The organism is Psychrobacter sp. UBA2769, assembly GCF_002352555.1.
GTDB classification, from domain to species: domain Bacteria; phylum Pseudomonadota; class Gammaproteobacteria; order Pseudomonadales; family Moraxellaceae; genus Psychrobacter; species Psychrobacter maritimus.
In genome coordinates this window covers 306498-327680 of record NZ_DEIR01000022.1, presented here as the reverse complement: position 1 = coordinate 327680, position 21183 = coordinate 306498, and the positions used below count along the sequence as shown (strand labels likewise).

At 43.7% G+C, this 21183-nt stretch carries 17 protein-coding genes and 1 pseudogene; 7 read left to right on the top strand and 11 right to left on the bottom strand.

Going from position 1 to position 21183, the window contains the following annotated elements; all coding sequences use genetic code 11:
• From B3Q63_RS11980 to acs, 5 genes and pseudogenes are all read right to left on the bottom strand, one after another.
• Nucleotides 1-511 (bottom strand): annotated as a pseudogene (locus B3Q63_RS11980) (IS5 family transposase); the annotation flags it as partial.
• A gap of 163 nt (nucleotides 512-674) precedes the next feature.
• Nucleotides 675-1361, bottom strand: a complete 687-nt coding sequence (pgsA, locus tag B3Q63_RS11975) for a CDP-diacylglycerol--glycerol-3-phosphate 3-phosphatidyltransferase (RefSeq protein WP_296177041.1) — start codon at nucleotides 1359-1361, stop codon at nucleotides 675-677.
• 546 nt (nucleotides 1362-1907) lie between these two features.
• Nucleotides 1908-2339: an MgtC/SapB family protein gene (locus B3Q63_RS11970; RefSeq protein ID WP_183619640.1), complete on the bottom strand. Its 432-nt coding sequence runs from the start codon at nucleotides 2337-2339 to the stop codon at nucleotides 1908-1910.
• A 38-nt stretch (nucleotides 2340-2377) separates the two neighbouring features.
• A complete protein-coding gene (locus tag B3Q63_RS11965; protein ID WP_296177037.1) occupies nucleotides 2378-3643 on the bottom strand; it encodes an NAD(P)/FAD-dependent oxidoreductase in 1266 nt (421 codons plus the stop codon).
• 438 nt (nucleotides 3644-4081) lie between these two features.
• Nucleotides 4082-6043 (bottom strand): acetate--CoA ligase, encoded by a 1962-nt coding sequence (acs, locus tag B3Q63_RS11960; RefSeq protein WP_296177035.1) that lies wholly within the window; start codon nucleotides 6041-6043, stop codon nucleotides 4082-4084.
• A gap of 537 nt (nucleotides 6044-6580) precedes the next feature.
• Here acs and B3Q63_RS11955 point away from each other — a divergent pair.
• Nucleotides 6581-7882, top strand: a complete 1302-nt coding sequence (locus B3Q63_RS11955) for an NAD(P)/FAD-dependent oxidoreductase (protein WP_296177033.1) — start codon at nucleotides 6581-6583, stop codon at nucleotides 7880-7882.
• A gap of 314 nt (nucleotides 7883-8196) precedes the next feature.
• Nucleotides 8197-9162, top strand: coding sequence for a pirin family protein (locus B3Q63_RS11950; RefSeq protein WP_296177032.1), 966 nt, complete (start codon nucleotides 8197-8199; stop codon nucleotides 9160-9162).
• A 117-nt stretch (nucleotides 9163-9279) separates the two neighbouring features.
• Here B3Q63_RS11950 and B3Q63_RS11945 read toward each other — a convergent pair whose 3' ends face one another.
• Complete coding sequence (locus B3Q63_RS11945; RefSeq protein ID WP_296177030.1) at nucleotides 9280-10383, bottom strand: alkene reductase; 1104 nt, start codon at nucleotides 10381-10383, stop codon at nucleotides 9280-9282.
• A 256-nt stretch (nucleotides 10384-10639) separates the two neighbouring features.
• A complete protein-coding gene (locus B3Q63_RS11940; RefSeq protein ID WP_296177028.1) occupies nucleotides 10640-11419 on the bottom strand; it encodes a hypothetical protein in 780 nt (259 codons plus the stop codon).
• Nucleotides 11420-11688: 269 nt separating this feature from the next.
• Here B3Q63_RS11940 and B3Q63_RS11935 point away from each other — a divergent pair, with 269 nt between their 5' ends.
• A complete protein-coding gene (locus B3Q63_RS11935) occupies nucleotides 11689-12822 on the top strand; it encodes a hypothetical protein (protein ID WP_296177026.1) in 1134 nt (377 codons plus the stop codon).
• Nucleotides 12823-12934: 112 nt separating this feature from the next.
• Here the strand turns inward: B3Q63_RS11935 and B3Q63_RS11930 are convergent, their stop codons facing one another.
• On the bottom strand, nucleotides 12935-13558 hold the full coding sequence (locus B3Q63_RS11930; RefSeq protein ID WP_296177025.1) for a hypothetical protein: 624 nt from the start codon (nucleotides 13556-13558) through the stop codon (nucleotides 12935-12937).
• 33 nt (nucleotides 13559-13591) lie between these two features.
• Between B3Q63_RS11930 and B3Q63_RS11925 the strand changes: the two genes are divergently transcribed.
• Nucleotides 13592-14089, top strand: a complete 498-nt coding sequence (locus tag B3Q63_RS11925) for a hypothetical protein (RefSeq protein ID WP_296177023.1) — start codon at nucleotides 13592-13594, stop codon at nucleotides 14087-14089.
• 39 nt (nucleotides 14090-14128) lie between these two features.
• On the opposite strand, the gene B3Q63_RS11920 is transcribed toward B3Q63_RS11925, so the two are convergent.
• Both B3Q63_RS11920 and trpB read right to left on the bottom strand, forming a co-directional pair.
• The gene (locus B3Q63_RS11920; RefSeq protein WP_296177021.1) at nucleotides 14129-15031 is read right to left on the bottom strand and encodes a DMT family transporter; all 903 of its coding nucleotides are present in this window, start codon (nucleotides 15029-15031) and stop codon (nucleotides 14129-14131) included.
• Between the two features lie 95 nt (nucleotides 15032-15126).
• Complete coding sequence (gene trpB, locus B3Q63_RS11915) at nucleotides 15127-16353, bottom strand: tryptophan synthase subunit beta (protein ID WP_296177019.1); 1227 nt, start codon at nucleotides 16351-16353, stop codon at nucleotides 15127-15129.
• 394 nt (nucleotides 16354-16747) lie between these two features.
• On the opposite strand from trpB, the gene B3Q63_RS11910 reads away from it, so the two are divergent.
• Nucleotides 16748-18346 carry a GMC oxidoreductase gene (locus B3Q63_RS11910; RefSeq protein WP_296177016.1) on the top strand — a complete coding sequence of 533 codons (1599 nt, stop codon included), beginning with the start codon at nucleotides 16748-16750 and terminating at the stop codon, nucleotides 18344-18346.
• 118 nt (nucleotides 18347-18464) lie between these two features.
• On the opposite strand, the gene B3Q63_RS11905 is transcribed toward B3Q63_RS11910, so the two are convergent.
• Nucleotides 18465-19454 carry a hypothetical protein gene (locus B3Q63_RS11905; RefSeq protein WP_296177013.1) on the bottom strand — a complete coding sequence of 330 codons (990 nt, stop codon included), beginning with the start codon at nucleotides 19452-19454 and terminating at the stop codon, nucleotides 18465-18467.
• A gap of 137 nt (nucleotides 19455-19591) precedes the next feature.
• Here B3Q63_RS11905 and B3Q63_RS11900 point away from each other — a divergent pair, with 137 nt between their 5' ends.
• Together B3Q63_RS11900 and B3Q63_RS11895 are read left to right on the top strand one after the other, a co-directional pair.
• Complete coding sequence (locus tag B3Q63_RS11900) at nucleotides 19592-20596, top strand: lipoate--protein ligase (protein ID WP_296177011.1); 1005 nt, start codon at nucleotides 19592-19594, stop codon at nucleotides 20594-20596.
• A gap of 220 nt (nucleotides 20597-20816) precedes the next feature.
• Nucleotides 20817-21137: a PAAR domain-containing protein gene (locus B3Q63_RS11895; RefSeq protein ID WP_296177008.1), complete on the top strand. Its 321-nt coding sequence runs from the start codon at nucleotides 20817-20819 to the stop codon at nucleotides 21135-21137.
• The last annotated feature ends 46 nt before the right edge of the window (nucleotides 21138-21183 follow it).

Below are 21183 nucleotides of genomic sequence, written 5' to 3'. Positions count from 1 at the left end.
TCTGAGTCATAGCCTTTATCAGCGATAAAGTAATCAGCTTGTCCAATCATGTCAATCAATTCACCTGCAATTTGACTGTCATGGACGTCACCCCCAGTGATTTTAAAATGGAGCGGATATCCATCGGCATCACAGGATAGGTGTATCTTTGTAGTTGCGCCGCCACGGCTTCGTCCAATTGCTCGATCTTCACCACGCCGAGCTCCACTTGCATGCTGGTGACAGCGAACATAGCTTCCGTCTGTGAATACCCATTCCGTATCAATTTCTTTTCGTAAGCTAAAAAAAAATCCGCCCATAAGCCAGTTTTCGACCAGCGGTTGAAACGACTATAGGCTGTTTTCCACGAACATAATTCTTCAGGTATGTCACGCCAAGGCGCGCCTGTGCGTAGTTTCCACAGTATGGCTTCCATGATCTCTCGGCTGTTTTGAGTTTGATAGCAGCCGTACTTTATCATCGTCGATTGCAATTGATCCCAAAGCGTATCTGTTAATGCTTTTCTTGCCATAACTTGTATTTCTCGCATCGACTCAATAGATGCGGTATTGTAACTATTATTTATGCCTTATCCAATTGAAGACACGCCCTAGAATTTTATAGACGCCTCCATAAAAAAACGCCAGTCGTATAATGCGACTGGCGTTTTTTAGTAAGCTTATTTTCAATCTATATTAACCGCTTTGTTTTAAATAGGGCCACGCAGCTTTTAGATAAATGAGCATCGACCATAAGGTTAAAATCACCGCCGCAACAATTAATACATAGCCTATCATCTCAAGCGATTGCCAGTTTAATAATAAAACAGTGATGGCTATCATCTGAAAAGTAGTTTTAAGTTTGCCGACATAAGAGACCGCCACACTGGTGCTTTTACCGAGCTCAGCCATCCATTCACGTAGCGCCGATACGGCGATTTCACGCGAGATAATCACAATTGCGGCAATCGCCATAATGATATTCGGATGCCACTGCACTAAAATAATCAAGGCAGCTGCGACCATTAATTTATCGGCAACAGGGTCCAAAAAGCGCCCAAAAGCCGATACTACATTGAGCTTACGAGCAAAATACCCATCAAGCCAATCGGTAATCGCCGCAATAATAAAAACACCGGTCAGCAGTAAATGGCGCAGTAAGCTGTCGCTAAACTCACTCATGCCGACCCGAGCGATGACATTATCCGAAATCGCGGGCATTCCAATACCTAGGGCGGGCGGCCAATAGGCAATCGCTACAAAGAGCGGAATCATTAAAATACGCGCAATCGTTAGATTATTGGGCAGATTAAAAATACTTTTGTCATTTTGCGCCGGTAGCGGTTTTTGTTCTGGCGTGTGCAGCTGTGTACTCTCGGTCATGGCAAACCCAGTTGATAGTGAACGATAAGAATGTGGTTAGCTTAGCATTTTTACGGCATGGCGTCATGCCATCTCTATAGGTTGGTTTTGGCTTTGATGCGTTACCCTTTATCTTGATCAATAAACGCTTATAAATAGAGATTTATAATAGCCTTGTTATTTTACTACTTCTTGACAATATAGGCAGGTATAACACCCTCAAAACGTAATGACATGTAAGCAAACTAGGTAAATCAGCTATTTTCAGTTATCATGGTCAACTGAATACAGTTGTACACTGATAGTTGTAAGCAGATGTAAGAAATTCTTGAAATATTGGATTCTGACATCATCTTTATATTAACAATAATAAATCTTGATCAATTTATTTGTGACTCGTTTACAGCAAAATCGTTAATAGTAAAAGTAACTCGGTCGCATGATAAGTTTCCTCAGCCCACGACACCTCCTTCGTGGGCTCTTTTTTTGTCTGCGCTTTAGTATTAATCAGTTTTATTATTCCTATAGCCTAATATTACTATCTTGACTGTTAAATACTGTCAAGCATTAAAGCTTATGTTTAGACTTAAATGGCTCTGAGAACTGCAAAATTAAAAAGCCCACAAAAGATAAAATAATGGCAATCTCATAGCGACCGTAGGCGACCGAGATACCTATAGCGCCCGTATTCCATAGACTTGCTGCTGTCGCCGTGCCTTTTGAGCCTTCTTCGTTTTTAAAAATCGCCCCACCACCGATAAAACCCATTCCTGTGATGATGGCGTACATGATTCTCGCCTCCCCAGCTGAATCATAAATATCCATGCCTACGAGCATAAAAGCACAGGAAGCAATCGTTACGAGCGGAAAGGTTCTAAGCCCTGCGCCGTTGTCTTTCATCTCACGGTTTAGGGCAATCGGTAGGGAGAGAATAAAGGCAATACCCAATTGAAAAAAATGATATTGCATCAGCTCTATATCGATATCAAATCCAAACATGGCGTCCTACCTCCTTTTATTTAGTTCGCACAGATGACTTAATCCGCACTAATTAATGAGTGCGCGCAAATCCTTGCCACTGTTTGTGTTGCCATCTGATAGCAGCTTTCGATATTGCCCTGCCCGCACCAGTCGCCGCTGACAATCCATTGCTGCTCGTTATCGACCAATATGCCTACTGCTTCTTTATTAGCATCTGTATTATTAGAGTCTGTATTAGAAATATTGACGGTCGCAGCATAACGCCAGCGATGACAGTCAATTTGGCTCGGTGCACTGTCTGCATTCCAACCTAAAGCTTGCTTGGCGGCGGCTAATAACTGCGCTTTTATCGTATCCATATCAGCATCGACATGCTGCTCTGACCAATCATTGCGCGCATGAATAGTAATACTGGGTAATAGCTCATCATGGGCAGGCTTTTGCTGCTCGATAAAGATTCTATCAAGTATAGAATCCTGCACATACGCCACATCCCACGCCATCTCTTGATGCTTTAATGATTCAGGTAATGGCTGGTTATCATCCCAGCCCAGCATCAAGCTATAGCAGGCTTGCATTTGTGGCTCAGTGATTTTTGCTAATTCAGAAAAACCACTATTTGCCATGAGCTCTACAGCTTGAGTATTTGGCGCGGTACAAATGACCCAATCAAAACTGCCAAGACTGTTGCCATTTTCATCAAACAGTTCAGTTTTTTTGCTGACTTTATTAGCGAGAGTTTGGTTATGTTGAACCAAAGGTGCCACGCGGGTTTTAAATGGTATGGTCGTATGCTGTAATTCATCGGCTAATGCTCGCCCCCAACTGGTCATTTTTGGTGTACTGATATAGCGCGCCTGAACCCTACTCCATTGCTCTTTTTCTTGAATATCAGCTGTCTGATTATTCGCATCTATTGGCGTTAACCTCACTACTTGCGCGCACCAAGGCTGTAGCAAACCCGTCTGTAACCAAGGCTTAATAAACTGCTGAAAGCTTGTACTCTTGGCGGTAAAAAACTGCGCACCAAATGCCCATTGCCAGTTTTTATTAGTGTGGCTATCGGTGCGATAACGAGTCGCTAAACGACCGACGCTACGCGATTTTTCGAAAATGGTAATTTCTGGTTTTAAGGCTCTATCATTAACTTTCTGGTCATTAACTTTCTGGTCATTAACTTTCTGGTCATTAACTTTCTGGTCATTAATTTGGCTAAAAGCTCGCTCTAATAAGGTTGCGGTAAATAAGCCTGTTAAGCCGCCACCAATAATGGCAATTTTCGGCGATGATGTCTGAGCAAGCGGCAAAGAAGAGTCGGGCATAATGACAGTAAACCTTATAAAGTAGGGAGCAAAATATAGTATATTCAATGTAAAAAACACCGTGCTGCTGGGATGAGTTTTTCGAAGCCTCTGGAGTGCGAAGCGCACAGCAAGCGAGGAAAATTTATACCAGCAGAAGATTGTTTTGAACGTGGCTCTTTTATCTTAAACTGACTATAGAAACCATAGAAGCTGGAGCCATAAAACAGCGCAGCTATATTAAATATATTGAACCTTTAAAGCCGGTCAATATCAATAACGTCTACGTAAAAGAGCCATGCTATTTTTGCTAACATGGCTCTTTATTGTTTTACTTACACTTATACAAGCTTATTTATAAGCCTAATTATTGGCTATTGGCGCTAAAAAATTACTTTTGACTATTTTATCTATCGATAATTATTCGATACCTATTAGATAGCTATCTAATAGCTACTATCAGTCTCCGCGTTCAGCTTTCACCACATCAACTAGCTCATTGATAACGCCGCTATCAGCAAGGGTCGATAAATCACCCAGTCCAACATATTGCCCTGCTGCAAGATTACGCAAGATACGGCGCATGATTTTCCCAGAGCGCGTCTTGGGTAGCACATTGACCATATAGATAGCATCTAAATTGGCAATCGGACCAATCTCCATACGTACATGGCGATTCAGCTCTGATTTTAGGGATTCGGTGGCAGTTTCGCCCGATTTTAGGATAATAAAGGCGCAAATACCCATACCGCGAATGTCGTGCGGCATACCAACGATAGCCGCCTCAGCGGTCGCCGGATGCGCGACTACCGCGCTTTCAATCTCTGCGGTGCCCAATCGATGTCCTGAGACATTGAGCACGTCATCTACCCGTCCGGTAATCCAATAGTGCCCGTCTTCATCTCGCTGCGCGCCATCACCCGTAAAGTAGTAGCCCGGATATTCTGTAAAATAGGTTTTTAAAAAACGTTCATGATCATTATAAATGGTACGCATCTGCCCCGGCCAACCACCACTTATCGCAAGGTTGCCTTCCGCCGAGCCTTCGAGTATCTCGCCATCACCGTCAACGACGACGGGTACAATACCGTACAAGGGATTCATCGCCGCACCCGGTTTCATATCTACCGTGCCCGGTATCGGCGCCAATAAAATACCGCCGGTTTCCGTCTGCCACCAGGTATCGACAATCGGACATTTACCGCCGCCGACGACATGATAATACCAATCCCACGCTTCCGGATTAATCGGCTCACCAACGGTGCCGAGCAAGCGCAAACTTGAACGATTTGACTCACGGACAAAGGTATCACCCTCTTTCATCATGGCACGAATCGCCGTCGGTGCTGTGTACAAGACCGTAACTTGGTGTTTATCAATAATATGACCGATACGCGCCCACGTTGGATATTCTGGTACGCCTTCAAACATAACGGTCGTCGTGCCATTGGCAAGCGGCGCGTAAGTAGCATAGGTATGACCAGTCACCCAGCCGACATCCGCCGTACACCAGTAGACATCGTCTTCTTTAATATCAAACACATCACGGAAAGTAGAAAGCGCATAAGTGATATAACCACCGGTGGTATGCAACACGCCTTTGGGCTTGCCCGTTGAGCCCGAGGTATATAATAAGAATAGCGGGTCTTCGGCATTCATCACCTCAGGTTCGCAATGCTTTGACTCACCATCGACCAAACTGTGATACCAAACATCGCGGCGACCACTCATCGGGACAGAATTGCCCGTACGATGCACGACAATGACGTTGGTCACACTATCAGTACCATCCATGTCTAAAGCGCGGTCGACACTGGCTTTGAGCGGCGTGCGCTTATTACCGCGGATACCTTCGTCAGCGGTAATGACCAATTTTGATTGGCTATCAATAATACGGTTGCCCAAACTCTCAGCAGAAAAGCCGCCAAATACCACCGAATGCACTGCCCCAATACGGGTACACGCCAGCATTGCCACCATCGCTTCTGGTATCATAGGCATATATAAGGTGACGCGATCGCCCTTTTTCACCCCAAGTTTGCGCATGGCATTACCTAGGCGACAAACCGCTTCATGCAGCTCTTTAAATGAGATGATTTTATGCAGTGACGGATGGTCACCTTCCCAAATAATCGCCGGTTTATAGGGGTTGTTTTTAACATGGCGGTCAAGGCAGTTGACTGAAATATTAAGCTCACCATCTTCATACCATTTGATATGAAAATCTTCTAAGTCATAATTAACATTGCTAATTTTGGTTGGCTTTTTTATCCAATCAATCAGCTCGGCACGCTTCGCCCAAAAGGCATCGTTTGCCTCAGGTGACGCAATGGATTGTTGGTATTCTTTAGTGTATTGTTCGGCGGTGGTATTGGCAGCGGCGACAAATTCAGCCGTGAGAGGAAATGATTTCTGAGTCATCGTAGTCATCCTTTTCTAATTATTATGACCGGTAGCGGCTTTCATGAAGCGACTGACGTCGAACGCCAGTCATCAAACAACAATCGCTGCTACAGGTGATAAGCGTCATCTTCCATAATGTGACACCTAAGGATAGTTTGACAAATAAGCGCGAGGGTTGCAAGACATCAACCGTGAATCACAACAATTCCGCTGCACAGCTGTATACTTGATAAGGCCACGCTTATTTCGTCTTTTGCTTAATTATTCAATAATATTCTCTATGCCTGCATTGTTAGAATCTTTGGCAGTTTTTGGTGCATAGAGAATCTCTCATCGCCTTATTTAATCCTTGTAAGCTGAAAGAAAACATGGACAATGGCTAGCCTAAAGATAGGCTTCAAAATAGCGGCAAGCTATAGTCAATAACCTGCTATTTTTTTGCCTCAAAACCTACTATTTGTTTTACTGCTAATTTTATTGTTAATGTTATAGCTACTTTTATAGCTACCTTTTATTTTAACCTTTAACACCTCTCGCTTTTTGGAACATATCGTCATGGAAAATACCCGCAATGCACCATCACACAATCACTATGATGTCATCGTCATCGGCGCTGGTGCGTCAGGGTTATATTGTGCGCTCACCGCTGGTCGCCGTGGTCGCCGCGTCTTGGTGCTCGACCATGCCAATAAAGCCGGTAAAAAAATCCTGATGTCAGGTGGCGGGCGCTGCAACTTTACCAATTACTTTGTCGAGCCTGAGCATTTTATCGGTAGCAATGCGCATTTTTGTAAATCCGCGCTGAGTCGTTATCCGAGTTGGGAATTCATCGGCATGGTTGAGCAGCATAAAATCCCTTACCATGAGCGCGAGCACGGACAGCTATTTTGTGATGATTCGGCGCAAGATATTTTAACCATGCTCCTTGATGAATGCGCTGCCGTGGGTGTGCAAGTCAGACTCAATACCCAAGTCGACAGCGTGCAAGCACTCGAAAACGATAAAAAATCCCGCTTTCAACTATCAACAACCAAAGCGCTCAGTAAAAAAGAAAAACAAGAGAGGAAAGACAGTGGCAATCAAAGCAAACTGCCGCAAACCAGCTATCGCTGCGAATCGCTCGTGGTAGCGACGGGCGGCTTATCGATTCCGACACTCGGCGCGAGCGGATTTGGTTACGAGCTTGCGCAGCAGTTTGGACATACGCTGGTAGCAACCGATGCCAGCCTTGTGCCTTTTACCTTTACCGATAAAACCGGTGAGCTGATTCGCACGCTTGCCGGTATCAGTCTGCCGGTGATTGCCAGTAATGAGCGCATCTCCTTTAAGCTACCGCTGCTCTTTACCCATCGCGGACTTTCTGGTCCGGCTATGCTGCAACTGTCCAACTATTGGCATCTTGGCGAAACCATCAGCATCAATTTGCTGCCTGATATAGATATGACGGCGCTTTTTCTTGCCCATAAAAAATCACACCCACGCCAGCTTATCCGGACGGTTTTGGCGGACAATACCGACAATGCTTTGCCGAAAAAGCTGCTGGCAGCGCTACAAACGCATTTGTGGGACGATATCAAAGATACCGAGCTTGCTAATATTAAAGATGAGCGCTTGATAGAGCTTGGCGCAACACTCAATGGCTGGCAGCTGAAACCGTCTGGCACCGAGGGCTATCGTACCGCCGAAGTCACACGCGGCGGCATCACAACCGATGAAGTCTCGTCAAAGACCATGCAAAGCAAACATCAAGACGGGCTATATTTTATCGGCGAAGTGCTCGACGTCACCGGTTGGCTTGGTGGCTATAATTTCCAATGGGCGTGGGCCAGCGGTTTTGTTAGCGGCGAAGTGGTTTGATATTAAGGCATACCTTTAATTCAAACGCTAGCTATTCAAACACCAGCTATTCAAATTCTAGCTATTCAAACACCAGTTATCTAAACGCAGGTTATCCAAATGGGATAGAAACCACTAAACGCTTGATAACTGTGAATATAATCATTATATAGACTTATATAAATTTAGAATTACTTAATAGTTAGCAGATTATTATTGAAGCATTATTATTTAATCATGAGCATTTAAATAACTCGTGTTAGATAATTGTGGCTAAAGAATAACCGTTAACTAGATGGGTATTTATTAATACGCTTAGGCTTACGAGGTGTTCAATGCGTTCCATCAAACATATTCATGGCGATAAAGAGCCGCATTGGGTCGGCGACGGTTTTTATGTCAAAACCTTGTTCAATCACCTAGATGATGATCCTGATTTTAATCATCGTCATACCGACCCGTTTTTATTATTAGACTATGGTCAGCCGACCAACTTTGCCCCAAATCCAAACTATAAGACGCAGCCGCACGGCGTCGGGCAGCATCCGCATAAAGGTTTCGAGACGGTAACGATTGCCTATGCCGGCGAGATTAGTCATGCTGATTCGGCCGGTGGCTATGGCGTCATTCAAGAAGGTGGTGTGCAATGGATGACCGCAGGGCGCGGTATTATGCACGAAGAATTCCACTCGCCAGCCTTTGGTCAGCGTGGCGGTCCTTTTAGCATGGTGCAATTATGGGTCAATTTGCCAAGCGCCCATAAGCTGACTGAGCCCAAGTATCAAACTTTAACACGGGCTGACTTGCCTATCGTTAATTTAACCGATAATGGAAATGAGATAGGTAAAGCAGCGATTATTGCAGGTGAGTGGCAAGATACGACAGGCGCGGCAAGTACCTTTACGCCTATCAATATGTGGGATATTGCCTTGCATAGCGCTGGCTCAACGACGCTGCAAGTGCCAAACAGCCATAATGTCATGATATTGGTACAAGAAGGTACGCTACTGATTAACGATACGCCAGTGAGCGCAGGCAGTCTGATTCAGTTTGCCACGCCGACTGATACTGATATTAATGCTGCCAATGAACAACCAGCAACGCCGGTAAGCGACAGCATTAAGCTAACATACCCTAAGCTCTCTGATGATGAGCAAGCGCCAAGTACGGTTAAATTACTACTATTAAGTGGTGAGCCGATCGGTGAGCCAGTAGCAGGCTACGGTCCGTTCGTCATGAATACCCAAGCGGAGTTAAAGCAAACGTTTCGTGATTACCAAATGGGTAACTTTGGTAAATAGCCAAATATTACCCATTAAAAAAGCCACCTTGCTGATTATCGCAGGGTGGCTTTTTTATGCATTGTCACTTTATTTTAATCAATAAAGCCAATTTAAAGACAGCTATCCGATAAACATTTATGCTTGGTTTAAAAACGGATAATCGGTATAGCCTTCCGTACCACCACCATAAAAGGTTTGCGGATGTTGCTCATTAAGCGGCGCACCTTCACGGATACGTTCCGCTAAGTCAGGATTGGCAATATAGTCACGACCAAAAGCCACCGCATCGATATAGCCATCTTTGATATTCTGCTCTGCTTTTTCAGCGGTATAGCCACCCGCAGCAATAATCATTTGCCCAAACGCATCACGAACGCGCTGACGGAATTCAGGACTATAAGGCGTACCACCCGCCCAGTCAGGCTCAGAGAGATGCAGATACATCAAACCGCGCTTATTAATCTGCTCAATTAGCCAGATGTTTTCGTCTTCATTGTAGCCCGCTTCAACATTATTAAACGTACCAAGCGGTGATACGCGAATACCGACATGGTCAGCATCCCACGCAGCGACACAAGCATCGATGACATCAAGGGTCAAACGCGCACGATTCTCGCGGCTACCGCCATATTCATCATCACGCTGGTTGGTTTGCTCAACCCAAAACTGATGTAGCAGGTAACCATGCGCGCCATGAATCTCTACGCCATCAAACCCTGCTTCTTTGGCGTTTTTAGTCGCAAGCCCAAAGTCAGCGATAACTTGCTGCACTTCCTCAAGCGTGGCTGGGCGTGGCGGTGTAGCAGCAACGCGAATCGCTTGATTATTACTGTCACGCAATGAGGTACGTACACCAACATCGATATCAGACGCTGAGATAGGCGCTTTGCCATCTGGTTGGACGCTTTCGTGGGCGACCAAACCCGTGTGCCATAACTGGACGACAATTTTGCCGCCTTTAGCATGAACATTATCAACGATGGTTTTCCATGCCGTCGTTTGGTCTTCGGTATGGATACCGGGCGCGCCCGCATAGCCTTTGGCCTGAAAAGACACCTGCGTCGCTTCGGTAATGACCAGTCCTGCACCACTACGCTGCGCATAATATTCACTGGCTAACGCTGTAGGAATATCGCCCGGTTCAACCGCACGTAAGCGGGTCAACGGTGCCATGATGATGCGATTTTTTAGAGTTTGAGTGCCCATTTTTACGGGTTCGAATAAGTTATCGTGTGCCATGAGATGCCTTGTTTGTTGTTATAAAAATACGGTTTTAACAGTGGTTAAATATTGATAAATAGCGCTTGTCATTATCACTTATCATATTGTCACTTATCATTATGAAGCCGTCTATTGATCAGCCGTGTTCTTTATAGGGGGTAGAGAGGAGGATTCCAAGTAAAACTTACAAACAAAAACACCAGCATAAATGAGAGGGCTCTACAACATCATACAAACAGGCATCACTAACTGCACATTAATAGAAAAACCATTTTTAATTAACAAATTCAATTGGGAAATCAAGCCACTGTTCAGCGATAGTTTCATGAGTGACATTGACCATATGCACATAAATACCATTAATCCTTGTTGGCTGATGAAATTGAAAGCTCTTAGTAATTGTGCCAATTGTTTTATTTTTAGGCATTTCTCCAGAGTCATATCTACCTGGTGCTTCGTGATCCATGGTTGCAGTTGCCCAAACCATCGTCTCCTGATCAGCAGTATTTCGATAGTCAATAACTACATCAATTGATTCACCAATGCGTACTTGAGCGTTGGGTCTTATGGTCATTCTATTGACCTTTATCTCTTTTATACGTACTTTTGACCCTTTTCCATCCTCTTTTAACGCCGCTCTCTCTGGATTGGATATCAGGTTATAATTGACTGCTCTAGTTTCATATAGTATATCTTGACCACTATAATGCATGACATGAATAGCGACACTATCCAGCAGCCCCTCATTTGATACTGTAAAACAACGTGATACAACCCCGCTGCCAGATTCAAAACCAGACGGATCATAAGTTCCACCCATCCCTTCAGTATCAGCATGTGCCCAGATTTGTACCAGTTTTCCTTTGAGATTGCTTTTATAAAAAATATTGACTTTAATCTTATCTCCTACCATTACATTAGCAGATGTTGAAGGACTAAAACTCACTCTAGTAATTTGAAAACTGGCAAACTCAGGACTATCATCGATAAACCCTAGTGTGAGACCTAAATGGATATACAAGCTGTGAAACCATCCTAAAATTGCCTCTATCATAACCGTCCTTAAATTTTTTAATATTAGCACACTCATTTATTGTGGACGTTAATTACATTATAAATCCACATAATTTGGCTAATAAAAAAAGTGATCTGTGAAAAGATGGTTTATATTTTATGAAACAATCCATTTAAGCCAACATATAAATATTTTTAAATGACAGTTAAAACTCTAACTGCATTGTATATATGAAAGAAAGATTCATTCCCAATAGGCTTAGACAGTCCCTTTTTAGTAGCTTGTTAATCATTTAAAGGAAGCATTTCATGCAAAAAACCATATTATCGCTGGCAATAGGGCTAAGTTTTCTTTTAGGTATGAGCGCATGCCAACCCAAATCCGATACGTCATCTGAATCAAGTGAGACAAAGAACACAGAACAAGTCAATACACCGACGCCCTTAGAAAAGTCAGCAACCAAAACGACTACCGCAACAGACTCAGCGCTAGATGCCAAGACTTGTTTAGAGTTAAGTAAATCTATGAAAAAGGTAGATGAGACTAGCAAAATTGAAGCGATTTACGCCATTCAAAAACAACTAAAAGCCTGTTTGCCAACGGCCAGTAATGCCGAAGTATTGAATTTGCTAAAACACTATCAAGCGATGTATGAGCGTTTTTTGTGGGATGATGCTGCAATCAATGAAACGGATTTTGATGAAGATTACTATGATGTTATGTACGCCTTAGAATGGAACGAAAAAGTGCCCGAAGAAAAACTACAAAAAATGAGTGCGCGCACACGCTACTTGATTAGTCTCATCCAAAATGATGCCGATGTGAGAGTTTACAATTTAGGCGAAGGTTACTATGCCTTTAATCATGATTTGAAAGCCATGGCAGATATCTTTACCCCTTATCTACGTCCTGACCAAAAAGCATTCATTCAGCGGATGGCAAAGGATAATCAAGATATCTTTTGGAGCGATGCCGCCATTACGACCTCGTTTGCAGAGTTGGTTGAGCGCGCACAGTTTTGGGAAGATTATATAACGCGTTATCCAAATGGTTACGCGGTGAAAGACGCCAAGATTTTATTAGATTTATATCGTTATGCTCTGTTTTTTGGTTCAGACAATACAAGATGGACGGATGATGACATTCGCGAGTTTCTGGAACCAGACTATAAGCAGACGATGGTTGCACTCACAAAACGTCCCAATAGCATCTTGGCAAAGGATGCAACAAACTATCTTAATTTCATGGCGTTATCCGATAGCGAGCGTCAACAGCTTTATCCAGCGCCTAGTACCACTGAAGATGGCTACGAGATGGACAAATGGGCGACGACACATTATCAATTAAATCAAGCGATGCAGATTCCACCCATTTGGCATACTGATGGTGATAATCGAGAATGCTTAAATGGGTTGTTTTGCCAAACCGAAAGCGTTGATTAATAAAGCGCGTTCCAAGCAATAAAAAAGCACCTGCTTTTTAAAGTAAGTGCTTTTTTCTACTTTCTATCAGCGCCAATATGAGCTATTTTTAATAAATAATCTCAGTCAACTCTTAAAAATGATAACCCAGTTTCATGCCAAGCGCATAGCCTGTTCCATCGTCGATATTGGCCACGCGACCATCAACCTTGGTATCGACTGGACCGCCTTCAAACCACATATATTGACCGCCCGCAGAAACACTTAGCTGCTCGGTCAGTTTATATTGCGCGCTTAATCCTAAACTTTTGATAGAGTCATAAGGTCCCAATAAACTGAGCGGCGCACCAGTACCGTGGTCATAGCCCAAGCGGACTTCGCCTGAAACTTTTGGATTAAACTGCTTACCCAATGCCACCTCAACCGCGTAACCGTCTTTTTTATAAGCAGCTAAGGGCTCTTGTGTTGATAATGTCGCTAAAGGCGGGGCAACATTAAAATTACTCCAATCTACCCAGCGCGCGTTGACCATGCCTAATAACTGATACTTTTCACTTAGGCCCGTTTGGAAGTCGAAATTCACCGACTGTGGCATCTTCACTTCGGTCTTGCCCGCTAGCGGTAAGGCAACTTCATCAGTCGCTGGTCCCGGTGTTACACCATCACCAATACCTTCTGGCAAAATAACTTGTAAGTTCTCTACCCCAGATACCTGATATTTAGCGGGCGCGCCGCGCCTATTGAAGGCGTTGAGCATGCGATTGTATTTGCCGGAGAAAAGCGCAGCTATTTGGTGCAGAGCGCCAAGAGAGATCGTGAATTTATTGATATTTTAAACCAAGTGGATTTGGCTTATTTTTCCTTTAAGCCGATGCCGGCATTCAATGCGCCATATTTTAGAATAAGAATAGGCGAGCAAGGCTGCACCTCAGCGCAAGGATGCATTGCCACCATATTATGGTTTGAAAAACCGACCCATCTACTAGCCGCCGGTGAAACGGCTAAGCTTGAAGGGTTTGATTTTACTTGTCATGATGGTTTTGCAGGTGGTATGACACGCTGTACAAAAAATCTGTGGCGCCTCCCTGTGACAGTGGCTCCGGCGGTGAAAAATATCGAGACGCTCGCCTATCGCTTGCGCCAACCGACCACGCTGAAGTTTTATTATTATCAACCAGACAAAGCTTTAGCAGAAGAAAAAAGACTGAAAACGCTGATGCCATTTGCCAAGGCGTTTGACATTATTACCTTTCCAATTCAATTTATTATGGTAGAAGGTGCTAAATAAATGCGATTTATTAAAAGGTTATTTATCAATTAAAAAACATTAGGACTTCAACATCTTTCTGATAGACAGCTCCAACGACAAATAAGTACCAAACAATATCACCACCGAGCCGATAATCGCTGGCGTGTCTAAAGCTTCACCAAGTAGCAGATAGCCTAAAATAATGGCAAAAATTGGAATCACTAAAGTAATACTGGTCGCGCGCATCGGACCGATACTTTTGATGAGTTGATTCATAAAAATCAGCGCGATGGCGGTTGAAAAGACGCCAATACAAATGACTGACGCCCAAGCCGTTAGGCTAATGGTTTTGCCATAGGGAAACTCGTACACCGCTATCGGCAGCATGATAATACTGGCAATGATAAGCGAGCCTGCGGTAATTGCTACTGGCGAGACATCGTATAAATAGTTTCTGGTGATATTGGCGCCGACCGCATAACCAACACAGGCCAATAGCGCATAGCCCATCGGCAGTAACCCTGAACCTGACTCAGCGCCCTGCCCGCTGCTGCCAAATAAGTTTTCACTCATCAAAATAATCACGCCGATCACGCCAATAATTAAGCCGATAATTTGTTTTTTTGACAGTCGGTCTTTAAAAAAAGTGCTGGCGATAAAACCGCTCATCATCGGCACGGACGCATTAAGCACCGCCAACACCCCAGCATTGACTGAGCGCGCTGAAAAAGCAAACAGGATAAACGGGATAGCGGCAGAAAACAGTCCGACTAGGGTCAAAACTTTCCAATTATAGCGGATGCCTGCTCGGTTTTTTGGGCTGATTAAGACAAAAACCAGCATCACCAAACCGGCAAACACCACCCGCAAACTGGCAAATGCGAGCGAGCCAAATTCTGGCACGCCGATACGATAAAAAATAAACGACAGCGACCACATAAAGGACAATGTCATAAAAATAATGAGGTCGCGGTTGGACATGGGTGGATCCTATCAAGCGTTAGACTAAAAAAACCACGATGATAACTTGTTACACGCTTGAGAGCTGTTGTTTTTTTATACTCCTTATCAATTTTTTATAGCTTTACCTTATCCAAAATAAAATCAATATCCTTATCGCCGCGTCCTGATAAATTGACCAAAATCGTTTCATCCGCTGACATATCCTTAGCGATTTTCATCGCGTAGGCAATGGCATGTGCCGACTCTAAAGCCGGAATGATACCTTCAAGGCGTGATAGCGCCATAAAGGCTTCTAAACATTCTGCATCAGTCGCTGATTCATACGTAGCCAGTTGCAAGTCTCGTAAATGCGAATGCTGTGGCCCAACCCCCGGATAATCAAGCCCTGAGGCAATCGAATGTACCGGTGCGGGCTCGCCTTTTTCATCAAGCAGCACGTAGCATTTAAAGCCGTGAATCTCGCCTTTGACGCCGAGCGACATCGTCGCCGCATGATTGGGTGTATCTAAGCCCTCACCTGCGGGTTCGACGCCGATTTTTTGTACCTCTGCATCATCAAAAAAGCCGCTAAACATGCCAATTGCATTGGAGCCGCCGCCAACACAAGCGACCACCTTATTAGGCAGCTTACCCGTCGTCGCTAGGAACTGCGCCCGTGCTTCATGTCCGACCACTGACTGAAAGTAGCTGACCATTTCAGGATATGGCGCTGGTCCCAATGCCGAGCCAATCGCAAACATGCTAGTATCAAGCTCATTCAAATAAGTCTCAAAAGCGCTATCGACTGCTTCTTTTAGCGTCCCTGCGCCGCGTGAGACTGGCACGATATTGGCACCCAAAATCTTCATCCGGCTGACGTTCGGATGTTCTTTTTTAATATCGACCACACCCATGTGAATCTCACACTCCATACCCATCAAGGCCGCTGCCGTTGCCAATGCGACGCCATGTTGACCTGCGCCCGTCTCGGCAATCACCTTTTTTTTGCCTAATTTTTTGGCTAATAACACTTCACCCAAACAGTGATTAATCTTGTGTGCACCCGTATGGTTCAAATCCTCACGCTTAAAATAAATCTGTGCGCCGCCGCAATGCTGGGTCAAACGCTGCGCATGATAAATGGGACTTGGACGACCAACATAAGTCTCACGTAAGCGCTTCATCTCAGCGATAAAGTCGTCGTCTTTGATAATTTCACGAAAACCTACTTCGATCTCGCTCATGGCTTTGGCAAGCTCGGGATGAGCAATTTTGCCACCGAACTCACCATATAGACCCTCGCTATTCGGCAAGATGGATTGATGTAAACCGTAGCCAGTGGCGGTATTTTGCGTTGTCATAGTTAAGCCTTATTGTTTTAAATTAATTACTACTATTGTTGTCTTTGCCGAATTATTTAGCGTTTTTAATGATAAGAATGTTTTAATGTATTTGTGTTCTAGTACATTGAAACAAGATAATAAGCGAAATTCCCTATTTGGTCAAGTTTACGCCTTACTATAAAAATAATTGACTAAGTAACTGGCTAAGTCATTGGCTAAAAACTGGTAAGAGCAATCGATGAACGAAAGCCCGATTTGCCTATGAGTATTACAGCAATCGTGTGACTGAAATAATAACGCAACCTATGTTTGCTAATATGATGCTCGCTTGGCTTAGCGCACCTTTGCGGTCGAAAGCTAATATTATTCAACTCGGGCTTTTTTTAGCTTAAATATCAAATTAGGATACACCATGCAACGACGCCAACTGATTAAAGCCATGGGTTTAAGCTTAGGGGCTATCAGCACCTCCGCTGCGGTGAGTGGTTGCCAAACGCTTGCCAAGCAGCCAAAACTACCAAGCACCATCACCCAAGCTGGATACTTTCCCAATATCATCGCCGGTAGTGGTTACGGCGGCGCGGTATCAGCGCTACGATTAAGCGAAAAAGGTCATAAAGTATTGATACTTGAGATGGGTATGCGCTGGGATAGAACGCCCGAACATAATACCTTTTGCAAAATGATTAGCGCCGATAAACGCTCAAGCTGGTTTAGCAATATGCCAAACGCCCCTATCCCGATTCCAATTCCTATCAGAAAATATCCTGGGGTTTTAGATTTAATCGAATACGACGATATGAAAGTATTCGCAGGGCGTGCTTATGGCGGCGGCTCCATCGTCAATGGCGCGATTGCCATTCAGCCAAGACGCGCGCACTTTGAAAAAGTGTTTCCTTGGATTGATTCTAATGAGATGTACAGCATCTACTTTCCGCGCGCTATGCGAGAATTAAAAGTCAGTCAAATCCCTGAATCGTTTTTTAATGAGTCCGAGCATTACGAATTTACTCGTTCGGCTGAACGCCAAGCAGAAAAGGCGGGAATGAAAACCGAATTCTTCGGTAATAGCTACGACTTTGACTATATGCAAAAAGAAGCGCGTGGCGAAGTCTATGCCTCAGCACTCGGCGGTGAAGTCATTTATGGCAATAACGCTGGCAAGTTTTCACTTGATTTAACCTATCTAAAAGACGCTGAAGCCACAGGCAATGTCACGGTGAAAACCCTGCGCAAAGTCAATAGCATCCAAGCGCTCGATAACGAGCAACTTAGATTAGAAGTTCATGTCCTCAATACCACGGGCGGCATCGATAAAGTTGAACATTACACTTGCGATAAGCTATTTCTAAATGCCGGCAGTATGGGCACCTCAGAGCTATTGCTTAAAAGCCAAGCAGAAAGCAAGCTTACCAAGCTAAATGAACATATCGGCAAACACTGGGGACCCAACGGCAATATCATGACAGGGCGCAATTTCGTCCACGCTGCTGGCACTACCCAATCTACCATTCCGGTCAAAGGGATAAATATGTGGGACGGCGATAGAGGCGGTTCAAAATACAAAATCTTTGCCGAACTCGCGCCATTGCCATTGGGACTTGAGACTTGGACAACGCTATATCTCGCCATCACTGACAACCCAGAACGTGGCAATTATTATTATGATAAAACCACTAAAACCGTCAAACTCAACTGGAAACGCGAGCAAAACGAGTACTCGGTAAACGCTGCTAAAGAGCTGATCGAAAAACTCGCCAGAGTAAATGGTGGCTCGACTTCAAGCTTACTGTTCACCAAAGGCTTCGGTGATAACTTCTGCTATCACCCGCTTGGTGGCTGCGTTTTAGGCTTGGCGACTGATGGCGTTGGCCGCGTCAAAGGGCATAAAAATATCTACGTGCAAGATGGCGCGTTAATCCCCGGTAGCGCTGGGGTCAATCCGTATGTGTTTATCACGGGACTTGCTGAACGTAATATGGCGAGTATTTTGCGGGAAGATTTTGGGTAGGCTGTTTAGGTTTTTAGAATTTGGGTAGATGAAAAAAACGCTCTTAAACCTTAGTTAGACAGTGGGTTACGCTATTGCTAACCTAACCTACGCATCCTATTATTCCATAGTATAATTTTTAGCAGTCATAATCTTCGTAGCAAATGATCCTTGTATCAAGTATCTGTTCAAGGTGGCGAACCAGCTCCTGCGTTTCAGGCCTGCTGTGCTCATTACTAATATTAAAACCTCCTATTGAAATAGAACCATGACCACTACCTTTGGCAGGTAAAATATTGCTCCATGATGTTTTAAGAGAGTGCTTTAACGCTATAGTTTCATAAGCATTAGAAAAATAATAATCGCCTGTCGTTGCCTGCCATGTACAAACCTCATAGGGTTTGAGTTGCGCCTGAATTTGTAGTGGCGTCTGAAATAAGGCTCGATTATGAAAACCATTGTAAGCTCTTGAAACAAAATTAATAGAGTATTGTGGAAAATCATAAGCCTCCATTGACCACGAAGCGCGTTGATTAAACTGCATCTGAAAGGTTTTAATAGTAGTAAGGTCAATCTTATTTTGCAAAAACTCTTCTATATCTTTAAGTGGCTGTGAATAAAGAGAATCTAATAGCTCAATATCTTTTAAGTTGATATAAAGAAGACCGATATTTGTCTCATCATTTTCCTCTCGTATTCTTCCATAAATACTAATACCAACTTCACAGTTATCAAACGCCCATGTGGCATTTTCTACTACACTACCGCTGCCGTTGTTTTCGCCTAAGCTATAAGTTAAAGGTGATCCTAATTGCTCATTTAGCTTTTTAATCAATGGATGCTTCCTAAATACTCTAAGCCAAGAATAACTAGGTCGCTGATTATCTGCTGCTATATTAATCCATATTCGATCAACCAGACGATCATCAGCTGGCGCGCTAAATTCGCAAGAGCTGGTTTTAATTGTCCACATCTCAACTAGTTTAATAGTTAATGTTTTATCTAGGGCATAAGGATTGTCGTTTTCAACAAATACATCAGCCATAGAAAGCTGAGCTTTTATATATGCTAGCGTATCGCCCCACTTAAATCTCACCTTACCGATTTGAAAACTTTCCTTTCTAGTCATTTAAGCACTCTTTTTTACTGTTAGTGTTTACGTTATAGCAAAAAGATCAATTGAATTCGTAATAGACATCGTTGAGAATAACTATAACGTATTTATAAAAATCAACATACATAAAATCATAACTAAAAGGACAAACAATGAAACTGCGCATCTTAAAGTCTGCCGTGACCAACCCTTGGTTTAACCTTGCAACCGAGGATTGGATATTTAATACCCTTAATCCTGACTCGCACACGCTATTCTTATGGCGCAATAGCGAGACCGTAGTCATTGGACGCTCACAAAACCCATGGGTAGAATGCAAAATTGATAAGATGGAAGAAGACGATGTGTTTTTGGCACGGCGTCAGAGTGGCGGTGGCGCGGTATTTCATGATTTGGGCAATACCAACTTTACCTTTTTATCGCCCAAAGCCGACTACGATCAAGAAGCGAACTTTACCATCATCATCAACGCGCTAAAAAAATTGGGCATAGAAGCGGATTTATCTGGGCGTAACGACATGCAAGTCGGCGATAAGAAAATATCAGGTAGCGCCTTTAAACACGCGGCGGATCGCAGCTTTCATCACGGCACATTACTAGTCAATGCCAACATGCAAAAGCTCGGCGATTATCTCAATCCGCATCCGCTTAAGCTGAAAGCAAAAGGGATTAAATCTGTCCGTGCGCGCGTCGCAAACTTGGTTGAGTTTAATGCAGACATCAATCACGAGACGTTATCCGAGGCGATTATCGAGGCGTTTTGTGAGTATTATGGCGACACCGCGCCAGTAGAAGAATTGGATGAAGCCAGTCTCGCCAAGCAACCTAACCTGAATAAATACTATCAGCAGATGGCAGATTGGGATTGGCGCTTTGGCAAGACGCCTGAATTTACACATCATATCGAGACGCGATTTGATTGGGGCATTATTGATTTGCACCTTGATGTGAAGCAAGCAGTGATACGCGAAGTGGTTATATTCTCTGATGCGCTCAATGTTGAATTAATTGATCTATTAAAAGAGACGTTGACTGATATTAAATATGATAGACATGAAGTAAAAGTCAAGCTTGCTGAGCTGGGCAAAGCGCATTCTGATTTGGCAGCGCAGATTGATGACGTGTCTGAGTGGTTACGTGGTGAAATGGAAGGGTAGATTTTTGCTTGTTATTAATAATAAATAAAGGGACTCAAGGTCCTCTTGCAATCGATTTCTCAAAAGCTTTCATAGTTTACGCCGACTAAGGTTGTCATATCATTTATAGCTTTAAATAAACTTAAGTTTGATATCTTACGATTTTTCCATCTATAATGTGATACAAATAATAGATCTGCTATAAAAATCTAAACTTTAAATATTTAACCAAGGTAGCACTATGGCAGCCTATATTACCGTTGGCGCAAAGACCTCTCACGGTGGGACGGTCATCTCCGGCTCACCGCACACCACTCATAACGGTATCTCAGTCTCGCGTAAAGGCGATAAAGTCATCTGTAAAAAATGCAAAAAGGTCACCACTATTCTTAGTGGTGACCCATCCTTTATCGTCGATGGTGCTCCCATTGCACGCGGCGGTGATGTCACTAGTTGCGGTGCTAAGCTGATTGCTAACCAACAGTCGTTTGCTGAGTCTGACTTTGATGTTGGAAGTATTGCGCAGGCAGCGCCTTTGCAGTTTCCTAAGGCAACTTTATAAAATAGTTTATTCCCTAAAGGTAATTTCTCCTAAGAATAACAAGTCT